Here is a 21,081-nt window from a genome sequence, read left to right as displayed (position 1 = left end):
TTTGACAAGCATATAATTTCAGTGAAGTATTCAATTAGGGCACAAAACCAATGTCGTAATAAAAGCATATTGGAAGACTTTTCGGATTCACTTAAAATAGTATCTTGGTTGCATGATGCAACAACGATTTTTCCTTTCACTCGCTGCTATTTTTATGGTCTTTGGGGTCGTGGCCCAAGATTCCTACCCCAAAAATGAATCCGTAGATGTGCAAAACTATGTTTTTGGGCTCCAACTGAACGACGAAAACAACGAAATACTAGGGGAGGCCCAAATTGTGGTTTCCTTTAAATCCGAAGCTGTTCCATTTGCTTTGGACCTCATTGAAAAGTCGGGGGAATTTGGCATGGAAGTCACCGAGGTCCTGGAAGGGACATCGCCTGCGAAGTATTCCTATACCGATAACAAAATCAATATTGTTCCTGCTGCATCCGAAAGTAAGACCCGGACCTATACCGTAAAGTACCATGGTGTTCCTGAGCGGGGTCTGGTCATTTCCACCACCAAGTATGGGAAGCGTTCCTTTTTTGGGGACAATTGGCCCAATTTGGCCCGGCACTGGCTTCCTTCCGTAGATCATCCGTACGATAAGGCCAGTGTGGAATTCCAAATCACCGCGCCAGACCAGTATGACGTAGTAGCAACCGGCAAAAAACTCGAAGAAAGCAATCTGGAGAACGGCTACAAGCTCACCATATACCAAGAACCCGCCCCTGTGGCCACCAAGGTGATGACCATCGGGGTAACCGAATTTGCTTCTAGGCTTCTTGATGAAGTCCACGACATTGAGGTGTCTGCATGGGTGTACCCGCAAAACCGCTTGGATGGTTTTGGCGATTATTCGGTCGCAACGAACGTGCTGGACTATTTTATCAGTACCATTGGCCCCTATTCCTATGCCAAACTGGCCAATATGCAGGCCAAAACCCAATGGGGTGGGCTAGAGAACGCCGGGACCATAGCCTATTTTGAGAATTCGGTGACCGGGAACAAGACTGTGGAACCTTTGATCGCCCATGAGATTGCGCACCAATGGTTTGGGAATTCGGCTACCGAGAAAAGCTGGAACCATGTGTGGCTCAGCGAAGGGTTTGCCACCTATTTCTGTATTCTTTATCTGGAAAGCGTGTATGGCGATGACCGAAGGAAGGAAGAACTGGCGATTGACAAAAATGAGATTTTTGACTACTATCGCAATAGTCCCTCACCCATTATAGACCTTACCATTAAAGATCCCATGCGAGTGCTAAGCACCAACACTTACCAAAAGGGCGGTTGGGTCTTGAACATGCTTCGGTATACATTGGGTGACGAGACCTTCTGGGAAGGCATCCGCAAGTACTACGCCACCTACCAAAACAGCAACGCCCTCACCAACGATTTCCGACTGGTGATGGAAAATGTTTCAGGCCAAGGTCTGGAAGACTTTTTCCAGCAATGGCTGTTCACCAAAGGGCATCCCCAACTCAAATGGAAATGGGAGTATAAAAAAGGGGAGGTGATCATTCAACTCTCGCAACTGCAGGAACACCACACGTTTCAGTTTCCTTTGGAAATTGGTTTGGTCAAAGATGGTGTGACCACCATTGAAACTATTCAAATGGACGAACGTTCCAAAAGTTTCAAGATCAAGTCCAAGGACCGACCGGATTCCGTTGTATTGGACCCCAACCAGTGGACCTTGTTCGAGGATATGGGAAAACTATAAGAGTGGATTAGCGTTTTGCCAAAAGTGTAGAAATAAAAATATTAAGGAAATACAGGGTTTGACCCACAAGAAATCCCAACACTACCAGAAACCACGCATAATCCATACGCCTTAGCAAAGCTAAATTTTCAAAGCTGGGTTCCGGAGAAATATAATTGGTAAGGGACATCATCAAAAAAGGCAAAAGACTCAGTACAAAGTGCACCCAATGCATCCATGGAAACACCCTTATCTTCAACTTGAAAAGAATCCAATATCCCAATCCGCAGAGACCAAACCACAGTCCGGTCAATATGAACAAATCTGCCTGTGCCATGACAAAATAGGTGTCATGAATATTGATGTCGAAGTACGATCTGCCCAGGAAAAATTCAAAAACACCCGCAAGTGTAAAGAAGCAAAGTGCCAATAACCAAAACCGGATATGGTAGAGCTTCGCCGTTTTCAAACCTTATTTGATCATTCTTAGATTAATGATCTCCTGCTCGGTCAAATGTCTCCAATGACCCCGTGGCAAATCTTTTTTGGTAAGTCCGGCGAAGATAACGCGGTCCAATTTGGTCACCTCATAGCCCAAATGCTCAAAAATACGACGCACAATACGGTTTCTTCCGCTATGGATCTCCACCCCTATTTCTCGTTTGGGAGCCCCTTGGATAAAACTGATGCTGTCCACATCAATAGGCCCATCTTCCAGTTCCAATCCTTCCTCAATCTTATGCAGATCGGATAAACTCAGATTTTTGTCCAAATGCACATGGTATATCTTACGGACCCCATGCTTGGGGTGGGTGAGTTTTTTGGTAAGATCCCCATCATTGGTAAAGAGCAAAAGTCCAGTAGTGTTGCGATCCAACCGCCCTACGGGCAAAAGTCTGGACTTGGAAGCACTCGAAACCAACTCCATTACGGTCCGCCTTCCCTTTTCATCACTAGTGGTGGTGATAAAGTTCTTCGGCTTGTTCAAAAGGATGTATTCTTTCTTCTCGAGGCTTAATCGTTTGCCATCGAAACGGACGTCATCAGAGCGTTTTACCTTATAGCCCATTTCGGTCACCACCTTTCCGTTCACGGATACATTTCCGGCGGCAATATAGGTGTCGGCCTCCCTACGGGAGCAGATACCCGCGTTGGCAATATATCGGTTCAACCGAATCTCATCTGGGTTGGATTTTTTCTGTGTGGTATTTCCCTTTTCACGGGTATTGTATTTTTTGGCAAAGGGCTTACGGTTGTTTCCTCCCCTATTGCCGCCTTTTGGATTTCTCCTGTTCCCGTTATTGTCCGATCTCGTCATCAGTCATCAATTTTTTGCAAATGTAGTGTTTTTACCTCCCGAAAAACCTCTAGGGCAAACAATTAGAGGATTCGGTTCAGAACGAGGTCCACATCAATCAGGAGAATGCTAAAGACACCTGCTACAATGATAAACTTCAGGATGTTATGGAGCCAAACATAATCCCGCTTCCCCCCTGACTTCCACAGAAGTACCAAAAACAGCAAAAGCAGTGCAATACAGGCCATAAAATAAAGGTACATATAGCCCACATCAAAGGTCTTGATCAGTAAAAGAGCAGGAACCAGAGTCAGGACAATGAGCAGGCCGATAAGAAATTTGGAAACTTTGGGTCCGTAAATTATGGGAATGGTCTTGTAGTTCTGTGCCATGTCGCCGGCCATGTTCTCCAAATCCTTGATCATTTCTCGGGCCAAAATCAAGAGAAACAGAAACAGGGCATGTACAAAAATTACGGTCTTGAAATTCTGATAGTACACAAATACCACAAAGAAGGGGGCAATGGCCAAAGTGGCCGACACCAGATTGCCCAAAAAGGGAATACGTTTCAACTTATGGGAATAGAACCAGATGCCAAAAATATAGGCCGAAAAAAAGAACACCGCCCTAAACGAAATATAACTCGCCGCGAATACCGCCACAAAATTCAGGATGAAATAGGTGGTCAGCTTAAACCGCTGGCTCACCAACCTGTCCAGCATACTTTTGGTAGGTTTGTTGATCAGGTCCTTTTCCGCATCATAAAAATTATTGATGATATATCCGCTGGCAATGACCAAGGCAGAAGCCGTAACGATCAAAAAAAGATTAAGGTCAAGCACCACCTGCCGAAGCGGAACATCTGGCGAAAGTATGTAGATGGAGGCCAGATACTGGGCCAAGGTAATTACCAAAATGTTATATCCGCGAACCACAGAAAACAGACTCAACAGCTTAAAAAGCAAGAGTTTGTTCTTTCGACTGAGTAACATGGGACGATTTTAGAAGTTGTACACCACCTCTAAATTGTAGTCTTTGAGTGCTTTTTTTGCCTTCTCCAAATCTTGGGTGAAGCCCAAAATGTATCCTCCACCACCAGATCCACAAAGTTTAAGGTAGTAATCGTTGGTTTCAATACCTTGTTTCCATAATTGATGGAACTTGGACGGAATCATAGGTTTAAAGTGGTCAAATACCACATGGGACAGTTGCTTCAGGTTTCCAAAAAGCGACTTGATGTTTCCGTTCAAAAAGTCCTCCACACAGGCATCGGTATGCTTTACGAATTGGTTCTTGACCATATTCCGGAATCCTTCCTGCTTCATCTTCTCCATAAAAATCTGTACCATGGGAGCTGTTTCTCCAGTGATTCCACTATCCAACAGGAATACGGCACCCTTGCCATTGGTGTTTTGGGAGGGTATGCTGGTAGATTCAATATTGTCTTTGGAATTGATGAGAATGGGTAAACTCAAGTAGCTGTTCAAAGGGTCAAGACCTGAAGATTTCCCATGGAAAAAAGATTCCATCTTTCCAAAAATCTCCTTCAACCTCAATAATTTGTCCCGGGTCAGGTTTTCAAGCACTGTAATCTTGTCCTTTGCATATTTATCGTAAATGGCCGCCACCAAGGCACCACTACTGCCAATCCCATAGCCTTGGGGAATGGAACTGTCAAAATACATTCCGTTGGCAATGTCTTCTTCCAAAGCTTTTATATCAAAAGACACCAGGCCTTCTTCCTGATCTTGGAGCTGCTTCAAATACCCTGCAAAAGCCTTAAGGCTTTCGTTGGATTTAAGGGCTTGCCCAGATAGGTCCTTTCCGCTTTTTAAAGCTCCTTTAAAAAAATTATAGGGAATGGAAAGGCCTTTGGAATCTTTGATGATACCATACTCTCCGAAAAGTAGAATCTTGGAATAAAATAAAGGGCCTTTCATATACTATTGCTAAGATACAAACTATGTGTCTGACTGTTAAACTAATCCGATGAACAAAACTGTTTTCCCTTCAAAATCTTGTATCACCATCAAAAGTTGTGGCAAAGAACGCAAAAAAACGGTTTCCTTGGGTTCGTTTTACTGTATTTTTCGTGCTCCTTGGCCAATCCGGTCGCAAATGTAGTGCCCTTTCTCACAATGTTCAACCAATTCATCCTTAATAAATTGAATGGCTTTTTCCTTGACAGACTCTGGGTAGAGTACATGAACATTGGCCCCTGCATCCAAGGTAAAACAAATGGGAACATGGGTTTCCGAACGGTAGGCCCAAATCTTGTTGATAATCTCCAAAGTATCCGGTTTCATTAAAATGAAATAGGGCATACTGGTCATCATCATGGCATGTAGGGTAAGCGCCTCACTTTCCACAATCTTGATGAATTCCTCCACATCGCCATTGGCAAAGACCCCCTTTAACGCATCCAAATTTTCATGTGCTTGCCGGAACCGATTTTCGGCAAAAGGATGTCCATGCATCAATTCGTGTCCTACGGTGCTGCTGACCTGTTTTTGCCCTTTATGGACCAACAAAATGGTATCGTGATAGTTCTTGAACACCGGATGTACCTCAAAAGGGTATTTGATCCCGTACAGATTGGAACTTTCGGGTATGTTTTTATGTGTTCCCCATTGAATCAAATCACCCTCAATACTCCTACAGGCGCTTCCCGAACCCAAACGGGCCAAAAAAGACGCTTTTTTATTGAAAAAGGCCCCGTCCATATCAGGATTCATTTGCTTTTCAATGTCCATGATACACAAGGACAATGCGGCCATACCGCTTGCCGAGGAAGCTATCCCACTACTATGCGGGAAAGAATTGGAGGTTTCTATGACCAAATGATATTCCTTTAAAAAAGGAACATACGCATTGATACGTTCCAAAAAGGTTTGGATCTTGGGTTTAAAATCTTCCTTAGGTTTCCCCTCAAAAAAGAAGTCGAAAGAAAATGTATTGGAGCTTTCCTCTTTTTTCCCGAATACCATTGAAGTAGTTGTAGCACAGGCATCCAATGTAAAACTGATGGATGGGTTGGCCGGTATCTGATGGGCCAGTTTCCCCCAATATTTTACCAAGGCGATATTGCTGGGAGCCTTCCATGTGACCTTGCCCTCCTTTGGAAAATGGGAATAGGTGTTTTGGGAAAAGTCGTTTTCGGTCATGGGAAATGTTTGGACAAATATAAGATAGCATGCCTCTTACCGGAAAGGGGATTCAAATAAATTCTTATTTTAGTTGATGTAGTGCCTGTCATGAAAAAAAGAATCATTTACATTTCCATCAGTGTCGCCGTGTGTCTTCTCATAGGCTTCCTTTCGGGTTTTGCAACCCAAAGCTCTGTGAATGAATGGTATACCACATTGAACAAGCCTTCCTTTACCCCTCCCAATGAGCTTTTTGCCCCGGTCTGGACCGTGCTTTATGTGTTGATGGGTGTTGCGGCCGGGGTGGTCTGGTCCAAGGGATATCACCATATTTGGGTGAAAACGGCCCTTTATCATTTTGTCTTTCAATTGCTTTTCAACGCTTTGTGGAGCATTGTCTTTTTTGGATTGAAGAATCCACTATTGGCCCTTTTGGTGATTTTGGTGCTGCTCACCCTGATCATGTTGACCATTAAATGGTTCAAGGTGGTGAGTAAACCTGCCGCTATTTTAATGGTCCCCTATCTATTATGGGTTTGTTTTGCAGCCGTTCTCAACTACAAGGTCTGGGAGCTTAACCCTTAGGGTTAAATACAAGTTCAAGTTCAAGGGCAAGGACAAGTTCAAGTTCAAGTTCAAACATAAGTTCAAGGGCAAGTTCAGGTTCAATACTATTTGGAGAAAGACAAGACTATTGGCTGACTACTTTTTTTTGGACCATATCCAGCAGTTTTTGCATGGTTCTTAAATTGCGGGTGGTGGCTTCCACTTTGAGTTTTTGCTCTACCAGATTATTACTGAGTTTGGCGTTTCCATATCCCTTTTTGCACAGTAGGTAGACACAGGCATCCGTAATGTGAAAATCTTCTTGTTCAAAATGGAGTTCATTGAATTCGTTTACGGCATCCGTCCTTGGAGGTTCTTTGAGCAATACATAATATAATTTATTATCCTCATCATTTTGGTCGAACGGACTATTCTTCAGTATTTTCCTGATATCTTCTTCCAATACCACCAAAACGGGTACCTCAAACCCAAAATCATCCAAAATGGCCTTATGGATGCGGCTTTCAAGCACTCGCTTGTTCGATTCCCCATCCCTAAAAACCACATTACCACTCTGAATGTAGGTCTCCACATGGTTCAATCCTGTTTTGATCAAGGTTTCCCTTAGGTCTGCCATTTTTATCTTCTTTTGGCCACCCACATTGATTCCCCTTAGAAGTGCTATATAGTTATGCATCATATTAAAAAGCTACCCAAATTAATTTTAGTAAATTCAATCGCATTAAATTAACAAAAATGAACCAATACATCCTTGCTTTGGATCAAGGTACTACCAGTTCCAGGGCCGTGATCTTTGATCAAAAGGGAACCATTATCTCTGTGGCCCAGAAAGAATTCACCCAAATTTTCCCAAAACCGGGATGGGTAGAGCACGATCCCAATGAGATATGGGCCACCCAAGCTGGAATGGCCGCCGAAGCCGTTAGCAAAAAAGGATTGAAAGGGGAACAAATGGCTGCTATTGGTATCACTAATCAGCGTGAAACCGTAGTGGTGTGGGACCGAAATACTGGGGAGCCGATCTACAATGCCATCGTATGGCAAGACAAGCGTACAGCCGACTACTGCGATGCACTGAAAAAGCAGGGGAAATCAGAAATGATCCGTGAAAAAACGGGTCTGGTCATTGATTCCTATTTCTCGGGGACCAAGGTAAAATGGATTTTGGATCATGTGGAAGGCGCCCGGAAAAAGGCCGAGGCCGGCGATTTGGTCATGGGTACCATTGATACTTGGCTCATCTGGAAAATGACGGAGGGCAAACTGCATATTACCGACGTTACCAATGCCTCGCGTACCCTTATTTTCAACATCAATACCATGCAATGGGACGATGAGTTATTGGAATTGCTCACCATTCCCAAGAGCATGCTTCCCGAAGTACATCAATCCAGTGAGGTCTATGGCTACACCAGCCCCAATTTCTTTGCCTCTAAAATCCCCATTGCGGGAATTGCCGGAGATCAACAAGCAGCCCTCTTTGGCCAAATGTGCACCAAAAAGGGAATGGTCAAAAACACCTATGGCACGGGTTGTTTTATGCTCATGAACATTGGAGAGACCCCTGTAGTATCCAAAAATAATCTATTGACCACGGTGGCATGGAAAATCAACGGAAAGACCCAATATGCCCTGGAAGGGAGTATTTTTATTGCCGGAGCAGTGGTGCAATGGCTTCGCGATAGTTTAAAGGTCATTAAAACCTCCTCGGAAGTTGAGAAACTCGCAGGGGGTGTCAATAGTTCGGATGGGGTCTATTTTGTTCCCGCCTTTGCCGGTTTGGGTGCGCCACATTGGAACCAACATGCCCAAGGCACCATTTTTGGGTTGACGCGCGGAAGTACCGATGCCCATATCGCGCGGGCTGCTTTGGAATCCATTGCCTACCAGACCATGGATATTCTAAAAGCCATGGAAGCAGATTCGGGTATTTCCATCAAGGAGCTTCGGGTAGATGGCGGTGCTACCATAAATGATATGCTCATGCAGTTTCAGGCCGATGTTTTGAACACTGTTACCGTTAGACCGAAAATTGTGGAGACCACGGTCATGGGTGCCGCCTATCTGGCAGGATTGGCCGTTGGATATTGGAAAAGCACCACGGAAATACAAGATATTTGGCAAGCCGATGTCCATTTTAAGCCTTCCAAGGAGCGGGAAAACATAGATAAAGGCATACAAGGATGGTACCGGGCCATAAAAGCTTTGGAACATTGGACGGAAAACCCATAAATTAACCGACTGTAAACGCTAAACCAAAATCCATATGACTCCCTTTATCGCCGAAATTGTGGGCACCTTTCTTTTGATTCTTCTTGGGTGTGGTGTCAATGCCAATGTTTCTTTGCAAAAAACCTACGGAAATGGTTCTGGATGGATGGTGATCACCACCGGATGGGCCTTTGCGGTTTATACCGGGGTCGTGGTTGCCGGACCATACAGCGGCGCACATCTCAATCCGGCCGTTACCATTGGACTGGCCGTGGCAGGGGAATTCCCCGTTGATGCCATCCTAAGTTATATTGCAGCACAGTTCATTGGGGCCATGTTGGGTGCCTTTTTGGTGTGGTTGATGAATAAAGACCATTTTGATGCCACTTCTGATGGAAATACAAAGCGGGCAGTCTTTTGCAATGCTCCCGCCATTCCAAATACCTTTTTAAACCTCTTGACCGAAATCTTGGGCACTTTTGTTTTGGTGTTTGCCGTACTTTATTTTACGGATGCCGTGATGTCCTCGGACAATACCATTATTGGTCTGGGTTCATTGGGAGCCTTGCCCGTAGCCTTGATCGTATGGGGAATTGGGTTGTCCTTGGGAGGTACTACAGGCTATGCCATTAATCCGGCCCGGGATATGGGACCAAGAATCATCCATGCCCTGGTTCCCATAAAAAATAAAGGGTCCAACGGATGGGGTTATTCTTGGATTCCGGTGATAGGCCCAATATTGGGTGCGGCATTGGCTGCCGGAATCACCATGCTTCTACAGTGATCATTTGGACGAAGCAATGGCCTTTGCGGCCAAATAAGCTCCTGTCCATGCATTTTGAAAGTTGAAGCCGCCCGTTATGGCATCCACGTTGATGATTTCCCCAGCAAAGTAAAGGTTGGGAATGATTTTACTTTCGAATGTCCTAAAATCGATTTCTTTTAAATCCACCCCTCCAGCAGTAACGAATTCTTCTTTAAAAGTACTCTTTCCTTCAACTTTAAAAGAGGAGTCGGTGAGTTGCTCGGCCAAATTTTGAAGTTTCTCTTTGGTAAGGTCAGCCCATTTTTCATCTTTTTTGATGCGTGCCGCATGGACCAATTTTGCCCAAAGTCGGCGGGGAAGTTCAACGGCATGGGTCCTCAAAACCGTTTTTTTGGGTTCCACTTCCTTTATTTTCCGGAGTAGCCTTTCCATGGAAGCGGTTGTATACTCAGGCATCCAATTGATATTCAACCGGAATGCATAATTGTATTTGTTCAAAATATTGGCACCCCACGCAGACAGTTTTAGAATAGCTGGGCCACTCAATCCCCAATGGGTGATCAACAAGGGGCCTTCGGACTCTAAAACGGGTTCTTCCTTTTTAGCACTCTTCAGGTTGAGTTGGGCCTTATCTGAGGAAAAAGTTCTTTTGGGAGGGATTTCAGCAGAAACATAAGTACTTATCCCTTGGATTCCATGGATACGTTCATCATTGATATTAAATGTGAAAAGGGAGGGTACTGGCGAAACAATGGTGTGCCCCATTGCTTGCAACTGTTCCCATATTTTGGGGTTACTTCCCGTGGTAAGCAGTAGCTTTTTGGCATGGTAGTGCTTGTTCATGGTGGTCACCTGCCATTGCTCCCCATTTCGTTCAAACTGTTTTACGGAGCTGTTGCGCAAAATCGTGATGCCCAATCGTTCTGCCTCGCCTACAAGACAATCTATGATGGATTGTGAAGAATCGCTCTGGGGAAATACACGTCCATCCTCTTCAATCTTGAGCGGCACCCCACGTTCCTCAAAAAAAGCCATGACATCCATGGGGGCATAATTGTGGAAAGGTCCCAAAAGCTCTCTTTCGCCTCGGGGATAGTTGGTGGAAAGTTCCCGGGGGGAAAATTCGCCATGGGTCACATTGCACCGGCCGCCTCCAGAAACCTTTACTTTGGACAGTACATTCTTGCCCCGTTCAAAAATGGCAATCTTGGCATGGGGTGCCCGCTCCGCAATATGGATTCCGGCATAAAAACCGGCAGCACCTCCGCCTACGATAATTACATCGAACATTAATGGGCCCGTTCAGGATAATCGGTAATGATACCGTCCACCCCAAAATCTTTCATTTGTTGGATATCTTCAGGCTTGTTGACGGTCCACGTGTAAACCTTCAATCCTTCTCCCTGCATTTGTTCCACATTCTCAGCAGTTAAGGTGGTGTATCTGGGGTTTATGGCCACAGCATTCAATTCTTTGGCCACTTCAATGGCTTTTAGGGGGTCATCACTAGTAAGTACTGCAATCTTGATGTCCTTGTTGAGCTTTCGCATTTCCCGAAGCTCATCCCAATTGAAACTGGAAATGACAATATTGTCCGATGACCATCCCCTGTTTTTAATATAACTTTTTGTGATGAAGTCCACTCTTTCAGATGTTCCCGCTCCCTTCAACTCAATATTCAATCCTACTTTGTTATCAATGAGTTTCAACACATCCTGCAACAAAGGAATCGTATGTCCTCCATCCAAAATGAGCTGCTTCATATCAAATACATTGTACTCCTCTATTTTACCGCCTCCGTTGGTCAATCTATCCACCGTATCATCATGAAACACCACAGTTTCCCCACTTTCTATTTGGAACACGTCTATCTCTATCATGTCTACACCCAAGTCCATTGCCTTTTGAACAGACGCCAGTGTATTTTCGGTTTCGTGGCCCATGGCACCTCTATGCCCAATGACCAATGGTTTTGAATCTTTCATTCCGCAGCTGTTACATACTATAATGACAATTGATGCCCAAAGTAGATTTTTCTTCATTTTTCCGTTTTTATGGTAGTTAAAAATACAACATGAAAATCGAATCTGGGAACTGTATCCAAAAATGAAAAATCCATGGATTATTTTACCAAAAAGAAAGATATTAATTTTTTAAAGCGTTGATTTTTATCGATTTGTTAAATTTTATTTGATACATTTATCATATTCATAACCAATAAAAAACTACAACCATGTTTTCAAAATCCAATTTGCTGGCCACCTTGGTCGCAACGATTGTCATGTTTTTTCTGGGATACCTCATTTGGGGTATTGCCACTGTAGACTTTTTTACTGAGCACACCATTGTAAATGCCATGAAAGAGGTTCCAGATTTGGGAATCATCGCTCTAGCCAATCTTATCGCCTCCTTTATCCTTAGTACCCTGTACAGTAAATGGGCCAGAGGCCATCATTCCTTAGGCCAAGGATTTGAGTTTGGGGCTTGGATTGGGGCCCTAATAGGATTGGGCACAGGCCTCATTACCTATGCCACCATGAGCTGGATGGATATGACCGGCCATATTGTTGAAGCCGTTCTGGACATTGTTTTTTACGGAATTATAGGAGCCATCATTGCACTGATCTACCAAAAAACAGCTGCAAAATCGTAAGGCAACTAACCAACCTTAAACTGGAGCGGATTGCTTTGCAATCCGCTTTTTTATGGTGTCAACTTAAAAATATAGGATTCCAAAGGCTCTAGTTCCACCCAGACTTTTCCTTGCCCATTCTCCACCGATAAGGGCAATTCCATTTTTCCATATAATGCTTCGGAAAGGCCGTATACCGTATCCTTCAATTGCCATTTGGCTATGATATCTTCCGGAACCTTAAGTTCAAAAGCATAGTTTTTATGGGCGTCGAAATTGGAAACGACCAGGAGTTTTTCCCCATCGGTCCATCTTGCAAATGAAAGTACCCTATGATCATAGTTCTCGACACGTTCCTTATTGTAAAAATGAATTTCTTGGTATTCGCCCATCAAAGCAGAGCTTTGTTTGGTAAAGTTCAAAAGGCGGGCATAAAATTCCCGGAGTTCCTTTTCTTCTTGTGACAATTGACCTCCATCAAATGCTTTATTGTTCATCCAACGTTGATGGTGGGGCACTCCAATATAATCGAAAATGGAGGTACGTGTAGGCTTTCCAAAACCCGCATCCTCTGCGGCCGGCTCACCTACTTCCTGTCCAAAATAAATCATGGTGGGCGATGTGCCAATAGTGGCCGAAACGACCATGGCAGGCTTTCCCAGTTCTGCTTTGCCCACAAAATCCGGACTGGCGATTCTTTGCTCGTCGTGGTTTTCCAAAAAATGGAGCATATGGTGCTCAATGTCCAACACCTTTTGCTGCACCACGGGAATATGGTCTGTCCAGCCATACCCCTTCATGATATGCTTTAAACCATCATACAAATCCACCTTATCGTACAGGTAGTCCATCTTTCCCAGTTGGATATAGTTCCGATATAGGTCTGGATTGTATACCTCCGCCATTAAAAAAGCGTCTGGCTTCTTCATTTTGATGTTGGAATTCAGGTAGCTCCAAAACTCCACCGGCACCATTTCGGCCATGTCGTAGCGAAACCCATCCACGCCAAAATCCAACCAGTATAGGGCAATATCCCTGAATTTTGCCCAAGAATCGGGTACGGTCTTATCCTCCCAAAACCGAAAGTGTTCCTTGTGCCCCTTACTCCTGAAGTCCCAAGGCAATTCATCAAAATCCTTGATGCCATCTGGCCGTACCCCGTAGTTGATTTTTACGGTTTCATACCAATCGTTGAAATGGGGTTGGGCCATTCGAGAACCATTTCCGGTCCATTTGGCGGGGTTCTCCTCAAGTTTTTGATTTGATAACGGAACGTTTTTTCCGCCTAAAGGCATGTATCCATGCTCCCAATGGGGCAACTGAAACGGTTGACCCGGGATGTAGTAAAAATTGTTGTTGACATCGTACTCCTTCGTAACATCATCACGGGCGCCCAAGTCCACCACTCCTTCGGGATTGTTGGTTCCTTCGTATTTCCGGGCCACATGGTTGGGTACTATGTCTATGATCACTTTCATCCCCAATTTATGGGTCCTCTGGATAAGTTCCTTGAATTCATCAAGACGTTTGGAGGGGTCCAAGGCCAAGTCGGGATTTACATTGTAGTAGTCCTTTACGGCGTAAGGTGAGCCTGCACGCCCCTTGACTACATTATAATCGTCATTGGAAATGCCATAAGCGGTATAATCATTGACCAAAGCATGGTGCAACACTCCGGTATACCAGACGTGGGTGACCCCCAAAGCTTGGATTTCCCCCAAAGCTTTTTCAGTAAAATCCGCGAACTTGCCCACTCCATTTTCTTCAATGGTCCCCCAAGGAATGTTATGGGTATTGGTGTTTCCAAAAAGTCGGGTAAAGACTTGATAGACTATTGATTTTTTCTTCATGGGGTCTCGTGGTTTTTCCAACCGCAAAATAAAGGAACTTTTAGGCACGGACCGTTTCCCCAGGCATCAACTTGAGGGGCTTCCCATCTACCTGAATGGTCAAGGCATCATCCCCGGAAACTGTAAAGGCAGTTCCTTGGGCAGAGACGGTCATGGTCACGATTTGGTTCCTAAAATTGATTTTGAAGGCATATGATTTCCATTGTTCTGGAATTCGGGGGGTAAAACTCAGTACGCTGTCCACGACCCGCATTCCCCCAAAACCTTCCACAATGCTCATCCATGTGCCGGCCATGGAGGTAATATGGAGACCTTCTTCCACTTCCTTGTTGTAATCGTCCAAGTCCAACCGGGATGTTCTCAAGTAAAAGGTGTAGGCCTGTTCCATGCGTCCCAGTTTGGCAGCCTGAATGCTGTGCACGCAGGGGGAAAGTGAGGATTCATGGACGGTAAAGGGCTCGTAGAAATCGAAATGACGTTCCAATTCCTCCTGACTGAAATGGTCTTCAAAAAAGTAAAAGCCTTGGAGCACATCGGCTTGTTTGATGTAAGGAGACCTAAGGATGCGGTCCCAACTCCATTTTTGGTTGATGGGCCTTTCGGACTTGTCCAAATCTTGCACCCGAACCAATTCCTTATCCAAAAACCCATCTTGCTGTAAAAACACTTTGTGTTTTTCAGAAAAAGGAAAATACATGTTACCCGCCACTTTGGTCCAGTCCTCAATTTCAGATGGAACCAAATTTGTGTCGGAAATTATACGTTGGTAATCCTCTGGGTAGGATTCGGATACTATTTGGAGTTGTTCCGCAACATATTCCATGCACCATTTGGCCAAATAATTGGTGTACCAGTTGTTATTGACATTGTTCTCGTATTCGTTGGGTCCTGTTACACCCAACATCACATACTGTTGCTTCTCTTCTGAAAAATTGACCCTTTGGTACCAGAATCTCGCAATTCCGATCAAGACTTCCAACCCCATTTCGGGGATGTAGCTATAATCTCCCGTGAAACGGTGATAATTGTATATAGCAAAGGCTATGGCCCCATTTCTATGGATTTCCTCAAAGGTGATTTCCCATTCGTTATGGCATTCCTCCCCGTTCATGGTGACCATGGGATATAGTGCCGCCCCATTTTTGAATCCCAACTTTCCTGCATTCTCTATGGCCTTAAGTAAATGGTTATAGCGGTATTCCAATAGGTTCCAAGCTACTTGCTGGTTTTTGGTGGCCATATAAAATGGCAAGCAGTACGCCTCGGTGTCCCAATAGGTGCTTCCCCCATATTTTTCACCGGTAAATCCTTTGGGGCCAATGTTCAGTCTGGAATCTTTTCCAAGATAGGTTTGGTTAAGCTGAAATATATTGAACCGGATGCCTTGTTGCGCCTTTACATCACCTTCAATGGCAATGTCACTCATTTCCCAAATCTGGGCCCATGCATCCTTTTGCATTTGCAGCAAGGTTTCAAAACCGAGTTTGGATGCTTGGTCCAAAATCTTGTTGGCGGCTTCCTGGAGTTGGTCTGCCGGATGGTTCCTATCTACGGTATAGCCCCCATATTTTATCAAAGTGAGGGTCTCATCCTTTTGAAGATGGACCGTATAGGTATGACCTACGGAAGTTTCATCTTTTTTTACGGCAGGATTTTCATCAACCTTGTCCCCTTCCACATACAATTCACTCTCCATGAAGGTACAGACCTTAAAATGGGTCTTCATGGTGTGGGATTCCACAAAAGCCCTATTTTGTTTGGAGCCAATTGCAGTGATGTTCCAGAATTTATCGTCCCAATTGCTATCCCTGTTTTTTATCCCTCCATCCAGATAGGGTGTTACCAGAACTTCAGCGTCTCCATTGAGCAGTTGTATAGTATATTGTATGGCTCCCAATTCATCCAGGTCCAGACTTAAAAAACGGGTCACTTCAACCGCAATTTCCAAATCATTGGGTAGGGTGGCCACAAAACTGCGTTTGTACCATCCTTCTTTCATATTGAGCTCTCGAAGAAAATGCGCGACTTTTTTGCATTGGGCCAAATCCAAGGGTTGACCATTCAATGAAATATCAATACCGATCCAGTTGGGAGCGTTGAGCACTTTGGCAAAGTACTCTGGATAGCCATTTTTCCACCATCCCACACGGGTTTTATCAGGATAATAGACCCCTGCAATATAACTGCCTTGGAAGGTTTCCCCCGAATAGTGTTCCTCAAAATTGGCCCGTTGTCCCATGGCCCCGTTCCCGAGGCTGAACAAACTTTCCGAAGATTGTACCAATTCTTGGTCAAATCCTTCTTCGATAATGGACCAAGGGTGTGCTGTTATGTATTCTTGATTCATTGCTTTAGCGATAAATGTAATGGCAAAGATACTTATACCATAGATCCTATGTTAATGGATTATGGAATCCCGAATCACCAAGGTGGGTTCGAGGATTTTGGTCTGGTAGGTCTCTTCATCTTCCTCGCTTTCCACCTTATCGATCAACATTTGGGCAGACATCTCGCCCATTTTCTCCCCATGCTGGGCCACCACCGTTAAGCTTGGGTTGGCATATTTGGACAAAACCCCGTCCGTAAACCCAATAAAGGAGATATCTTCAGGGATTCGGAGACCGCTCTTTTGGGCCAACCGCATACTGTAGACGGCAAATATTTCATTAACGCACAGCACAGCATCCAATTTTTGGGTTTCCAAAAAGCTTTTGATGCCGGCCTCGTCCATTTCCATGGTGGGCAGTTTTAGGATTTTGGATTCATCAACATCTATCCCCATTTCGGTGAGGGCCTTTTTGTATCCAACTGTTCGGGCCTTGCTTACACTAAGGTAATCATCGGTTGTGATGAGGGCTATTTTCTTTCTTCCTTGTTCAATCAGTTTTTTGGTGGCCATGTACGCTCCCAATTCATCATCAATGACAACTTTATCGCAATCTATCTCATTGGTGATACGATCAAACAGTACCACGGGAATACCCTGCTCGGTTACTTCCTTAAGGTGGTTATAATCGCCTTTTTGCTGTGTCTCGGAAGACAAGGACATGATAAAGCCATCAATGCTACCATTGGCCAGCATCTCCATATTTATTACCTCTTTATCAAAAGATTCTTCGGATAGGCACACAATTACATTATATCCCCTTGCATTGGCATATTTTTCAATGCCCCTGATCACCGTGGTAAAAAAATGGTGGACAATATCAGGAATGACCACCCCAATGTTCTTGGTCCTCTTGTTTTTAAGGCTAATGGCTATGTTATTGGGCTTGTAATTGTACAGTCTGGCAAACGCTTGCACTTTTTCCTTGGTATCCCGGCTGATTTCCTCACTGTTCTTTAACGCCTTTGACACCGTTGAAATGGACACTTCAAGCTCTCTTGCTATATCTTTTAGGGTAATTTTTGCTTTCAACAATCAGGGATTTGATTTAATAATAATTTGGAAATTACTCATTATAGAAAAGGGGGCTGACCAAAATATGCTTTTTAACACAATACTTCTAAACTTCCTTAAAAACTCTTATAGAAATGTTAAAATCTTGTAAAAATAAAAAATACTATATTAGCAGCGTATTACAGAATTCTTAATTTTCTTATCTTATTTTGTAATATACATAAACCAACCCATTAAGTTTTGTCAACCTTACACATATCCAAAGTTATCAACACGAAACCGTTTTCGTTTCGTATTGCGGATATGCTTAGATTTTAATTAACATATTTTTTATATATGTTTAACACTTGAATTAAAATTAACTAAACTTAAAATTAATTATTTATGAAGATTACGCTACTAAAAAGCTTTTTGATGCTTGGGGCATTTTTATGCTTTGGCTTGGCAAAAGCTCAGACAGTGTCAGGTACTGTTTCGGATGCAACTGGACCGTTGCCCGGGGCAAGCGTACTTGTAAAAGGTACTACCAATGGTACCCAAACCGATTTTGACGGTAATTATACCTTGGACGGCATTGAAGATTCTTCCGTTTTGGTATTCAGCTATATCGGTTACAAGACCATTGAGGTTTCCGTCAATGGACAATCTACGGTAAACGTGACTTTGGAAGAGGATGCACAAGCCTTGGATGAAGTAGTCATCATCGGTTACGGTCAAACCACAATCAAGGATGCCACCGGAGCAGTTGCCGCTGTTACCTCTGAAGATTTCAACGGGGGAATCATTTCATCTCCCGAACAATTGATCCAAGGTAAAACAGCTGGTGTACAGATTACCCAAGCCAGTGGTGAACCTGGTGCCGGGATTGCACTCCGAATTAGGGGTACCACATCCGTACGATCCAATAACAACCCACTTTTTGTTGTGGATGGTATTCCTCTCACCAGTGATACTGCGCCCGAATCCGGGAACATCGGTTTTGGTACCAGTGGTTCAAAAAACCCATTGGCTTTCTTGAACCCATCCGACATTGAGAGCATGAGTATCCTTAAAGACGCTTCCGCAACCGCAATTTATGGGTCCAGAGGCGCCAACGGTGTGGTTATCATAACCACAAAGAGTGGTAAGGGCAGCCAAGGTGGCGTATTCGAATTCAATTCAACGTTAAGTATTTCAAACCCAGCCAATGATTTGCCCTTATTAGGTAGAGAGGCTTTCCTTGATGCCGTGGAGCAGTTTGGTGGTGACAGAGTAGCGCAAGATGCAGGTTACAATACCAATTGGCAAGACGTTGTAACAAGAAGAGCTGTCTCCCAAAATCAAAACATCACCTATTCAAACAATTATGGGAAAGGTAATGTCAGGGCCACCTTCGGTTACGGAAAACAATTTGGTATTGTACAAAACTCCTCCATGGAGCGAATCACGGGAAGAGTGAATTGGGGACATCGGTTTTTGGATGACAAATTAAGACTCAATTTACAAGGAACCGTATCCCGCGTAAATGATGAATCCCCAGCACTTAGTGGTAGTGCAGGATTTAGGGGTGACCTTTTGGGGGCTGCCTATTCGGCAAACCCTACTTGGCCGAGCAACCCTGAATATAACTCGGGCGGACAGTTGAATCCCCGGGTACTGACAGATTACATTCAATCTTTGAGCAATACCAACAGGGCACTGATCAATTTCTCTGCCGAATATGATTTCACCCCTGAACTTACAGGAAAAATCAATTTAGGTTACGATAAGTCAGAGGCTACCAGAAATGCAGTCGCTTCTTCCTTGGGACGAAACCTTGATAGGGGAACTTTTGGAAATGGACGTGGTGCCATCAACAATCTGGATATAGAGAATAGATTGATCGAGGCCACCTTGAACTATAAAAAGGAGTTTGAAAACTCAAACCTAGATGCGATAGTCGGTTTCTCCTTCCAAGACTTTGCCAATTCCGGTAGAAATGCAAGAGGTTTTGGATTTGCTACCACCGATTTGAATGAAATGTCGGACCATCTTAATAAAACGGTCAACGTTATAGAACAGAATATAGATGGTAGATACCAACAATATGGATATGCCCCCAACACCAATGGGGTGTTCATCAATAGATTGGTTCCCGATATTGTAACCGACAATATTGGTACTGTAACCGGAACGCGGGTAAACTCCTTGTTTGTAGATACTTTTGACACTACTGACGAGCTTCAATCCTTCTTTGCGAGGGTCAACTACACCATTGCCGACAAGTATTTATTCACGGCAACGGTCAGAGCGGATGGCTCCTCAAGATTCGGTGGAAACAACCAGTATGGGTACTTCCCTTCTGCTGCCTTTGCATGGAAACTCAACGAAGAAGATTTTATTGGTGATTCCGTGTCAACCCTTAAACTTAGATTAAGCTTTGGTATCACAGGAAACCAGGACGGTTTGGGTCATGCTAACTACATCTTCAGATCACGATACGCTGTGCCAGACCAAGTAATTTCCGATGGTGGTGACATCAACATTCCTGGAACGGAAACCGTTGCCTTCCCCAATGATGATTTGAAATGGGAGGAAACCGTTCAATACGGGGTTGGTCTTGACTTTGGTTTTGGAAACGATAGGTTGAATGGTTCGGTTGACTTTTACCGCAAAGACACCCAAGATGTGCTTTTAAGGGTAAATTCTGCCCAACCTGCCCCCCAACAGTTCTTTTTTGGAAACTTTGACTCTTCCATCATAAACCAAGGGGTAGAATTCTCCATAAACTATGATTTGGTACAGAGTGCCGATTTCAATTGGAGTGCAGGTCTTAATGTCGCCTATAACGACAATGAGATCAAGAAGCTTAGAAACCCATTGGGAGGACAGGTAATCATTCCTTCTGGACAAATCCGTGGACAAGGTCTATCCAATGCCTTTTCCCAGCGCTTGGAGGAAGGCCAGCCTTTGTTTGCATTCTTCTTGAGACAATTTGAAGGATACGATGGCGATGGACAGCCCATTTTCACAGGAGGTATCGATAACCAAGTTTACATAGGCGAAACTGCATTGCCAGATATCACTGGAGGGTTCTCCACAAATCTTAGCTACAAAAACTGGGATCTATCTGCTTATTTGAGTGGCCAGTTTGGAGCAGCGGTGTACAACAATACCGCCAATGCATTCTTCACCGCAGGGGCCATTCAAAATGCCCGTAACGTGACGCCAGATGTCCCTGCCAGCGATGAATCCGGTTTGGCCGAGGCATCCGTGTCCACTAGATTTTTGGAAAGCGCCGATTTTGTACGTCTGCAAAACGTGACCCTTGGGTACAATGTTCCACTGAGCGGTGATGGCGCCCTAAAAAGCTTGAGGTTATCCGTTACAGGACAAAACCTATTCTTGATTACCGATTATAGTGGCCTTGACCCCGAGGTAAGTGTTACCCCTGGTAACTCCAACGGTTCCACCGATCTATTGAACGGTATTCCAATTGCAGGTATCGACTATACGGCATTCCCTAGACCAAGGACTTTCACTATTGGACTAAATGCTACCTTTTAA

Annotated in this window: 17 protein-coding genes; 6 read left to right on the top strand and 11 right to left on the bottom strand. The window is 44.2% G+C overall.

The features are described 5' to 3' along the window. Positions 1 to 112: 112 nt before the first annotated feature. A complete protein-coding gene (locus ACPD8L_RS12860; protein ID WP_423943683.1) occupies positions 113 to 1,708 on the top strand; it encodes a M1 family metallopeptidase in 1,596 nt (531 codons plus the stop codon). Between the two features lie 7 nt (positions 1,709 to 1,715). Here ACPD8L_RS12860 and ACPD8L_RS12855 read toward each other — a convergent pair whose 3' ends face one another. The 5 genes from ACPD8L_RS12855 to ACPD8L_RS12835 form a co-directional block, all read right to left on the bottom strand. After that, positions 1,716 to 2,156, bottom strand: a complete 441-nt coding sequence (locus tag ACPD8L_RS12855; RefSeq protein ID WP_423943682.1) for a hypothetical protein — start codon at positions 2,154 to 2,156, stop codon at positions 1,716 to 1,718. Between the two features lie 3 nt (positions 2,157 to 2,159). Next, positions 2,160 to 3,005 carry a pseudouridine synthase gene (locus ACPD8L_RS12850; RefSeq protein WP_423943680.1) on the bottom strand — a complete coding sequence of 282 codons (846 nt, stop codon included), beginning with the start codon at positions 3,003 to 3,005 and terminating at the stop codon, positions 2,160 to 2,162. A gap of 62 nt (positions 3,006 to 3,067) precedes the next feature. After that, positions 3,068 to 3,976, bottom strand: coding sequence for a geranylgeranylglycerol-phosphate geranylgeranyltransferase (locus ACPD8L_RS12845; RefSeq protein WP_116216303.1), 909 nt, complete (start codon positions 3,974 to 3,976; stop codon positions 3,068 to 3,070). Between the two features lie 9 nt (positions 3,977 to 3,985). Next, positions 3,986 to 4,924: a mevalonate kinase family protein gene (locus ACPD8L_RS12840; RefSeq protein ID WP_293304278.1), complete on the bottom strand. Its 939-nt coding sequence runs from the start codon at positions 4,922 to 4,924 to the stop codon at positions 3,986 to 3,988. A 138-nt stretch (positions 4,925 to 5,062) separates the two neighbouring features. Further along, positions 5,063 to 6,148 carry a diphosphomevalonate decarboxylase gene (locus ACPD8L_RS12835; RefSeq protein WP_423943678.1) on the bottom strand — a complete coding sequence of 362 codons (1,086 nt, stop codon included), beginning with the start codon at positions 6,146 to 6,148 and terminating at the stop codon, positions 5,063 to 5,065. A gap of 90 nt (positions 6,149 to 6,238) precedes the next feature. Here ACPD8L_RS12835 and ACPD8L_RS12830 point away from each other — a divergent pair, with 90 nt between their 5' ends. After that, positions 6,239 to 6,715: a TspO/MBR family protein gene (locus ACPD8L_RS12830; RefSeq protein WP_116216306.1), complete on the top strand. Its 477-nt coding sequence runs from the start codon at positions 6,239 to 6,241 to the stop codon at positions 6,713 to 6,715. A gap of 106 nt (positions 6,716 to 6,821) precedes the next feature. On the opposite strand, the gene ACPD8L_RS12825 is transcribed toward ACPD8L_RS12830, so the two are convergent. Further along, positions 6,822 to 7,376 carry a DUF1697 domain-containing protein gene (locus ACPD8L_RS12825; RefSeq protein WP_423943677.1) on the bottom strand — a complete coding sequence of 185 codons (555 nt, stop codon included), beginning with the start codon at positions 7,374 to 7,376 and terminating at the stop codon, positions 6,822 to 6,824. Positions 7,377 to 7,432: 56 nt separating this feature from the next. On the opposite strand from ACPD8L_RS12825, the gene glpK reads away from it, so the two are divergent. Continuing rightward, complete coding sequence (glpK, locus tag ACPD8L_RS12820; protein ID WP_423943675.1) at positions 7,433 to 8,929, top strand: glycerol kinase GlpK; 1,497 nt, start codon at positions 7,433 to 7,435, stop codon at positions 8,927 to 8,929. 34 nt (positions 8,930 to 8,963) lie between these two features. Next, the gene (locus ACPD8L_RS12815; RefSeq protein WP_423943673.1) at positions 8,964 to 9,692 is read left to right on the top strand and encodes an MIP/aquaporin family protein; all 729 of its coding nucleotides are present in this window, start codon (positions 8,964 to 8,966) and stop codon (positions 9,690 to 9,692) included. On the opposite strand, the gene ACPD8L_RS12810 is transcribed toward ACPD8L_RS12815, so the two are convergent. Both ACPD8L_RS12810 and ACPD8L_RS12805 read right to left on the bottom strand, forming a co-directional pair. Beyond that, positions 9,693 to 10,964, bottom strand: a complete 1,272-nt coding sequence (locus tag ACPD8L_RS12810; protein WP_423943671.1) for a BaiN/RdsA family NAD(P)/FAD-dependent oxidoreductase — start codon at positions 10,962 to 10,964, stop codon at positions 9,693 to 9,695. Next, complete coding sequence (locus tag ACPD8L_RS12805; RefSeq protein ID WP_423943669.1) at positions 10,964 to 11,659, bottom strand: glycerophosphodiester phosphodiesterase; 696 nt, start codon at positions 11,657 to 11,659, stop codon at positions 10,964 to 10,966. The genes ACPD8L_RS12810 and ACPD8L_RS12805 overlap by 1 nt, the downstream gene beginning before the upstream one ends. Before the next feature lie 248 nt (positions 11,660 to 11,907). On the opposite strand from ACPD8L_RS12805, the gene ACPD8L_RS12800 reads away from it, so the two are divergent. Beyond that, positions 11,908 to 12,327, top strand: coding sequence for a hypothetical protein (locus tag ACPD8L_RS12800; protein WP_116216312.1), 420 nt, complete (start codon positions 11,908 to 11,910; stop codon positions 12,325 to 12,327). A 50-nt stretch (positions 12,328 to 12,377) separates the two neighbouring features. Here the strand turns inward: ACPD8L_RS12800 and ACPD8L_RS12795 are convergent, their stop codons facing one another. From ACPD8L_RS12795 to ACPD8L_RS12785, 3 genes are read right to left on the bottom strand one after another with little or no spacing between them, the layout of a single operon-like run. Beyond that, positions 12,378 to 14,156: an alpha-amylase family glycosyl hydrolase gene (locus ACPD8L_RS12795; RefSeq protein ID WP_423943667.1), complete on the bottom strand. Its 1,779-nt coding sequence runs from the start codon at positions 14,154 to 14,156 to the stop codon at positions 12,378 to 12,380. Between the two features lie 40 nt (positions 14,157 to 14,196). Continuing rightward, positions 14,197 to 16,503 (bottom strand): glycoside hydrolase family 65 protein, encoded by a 2,307-nt coding sequence (locus ACPD8L_RS12790; protein WP_423943666.1) that lies wholly within the window; start codon positions 16,501 to 16,503, stop codon positions 14,197 to 14,199. Between the two features lie 51 nt (positions 16,504 to 16,554). Beyond that, positions 16,555 to 17,574, bottom strand: coding sequence for a LacI family DNA-binding transcriptional regulator (locus tag ACPD8L_RS12785; protein WP_116217570.1), 1,020 nt, complete (start codon positions 17,572 to 17,574; stop codon positions 16,555 to 16,557). Between the two features lie 366 nt (positions 17,575 to 17,940). Here ACPD8L_RS12785 and ACPD8L_RS12780 point away from each other — a divergent pair, with 366 nt between their 5' ends. Continuing rightward, positions 17,941 to 21,081, top strand: a complete 3,141-nt coding sequence (locus tag ACPD8L_RS12780) for a SusC/RagA family TonB-linked outer membrane protein (protein ID WP_293304256.1) — start codon at positions 17,941 to 17,943, stop codon at positions 21,079 to 21,081.

This window comes from Flagellimonas algicida (assembly GCF_049629585.1).
Classification (GTDB): Bacteria; Bacteroidota; Bacteroidia; order Flavobacteriales; family Flavobacteriaceae; genus Flagellimonas.
Note: the sequence above shows the minus strand (reverse complement) of the source record. Positions and strands in the feature narration are given on the sequence as shown.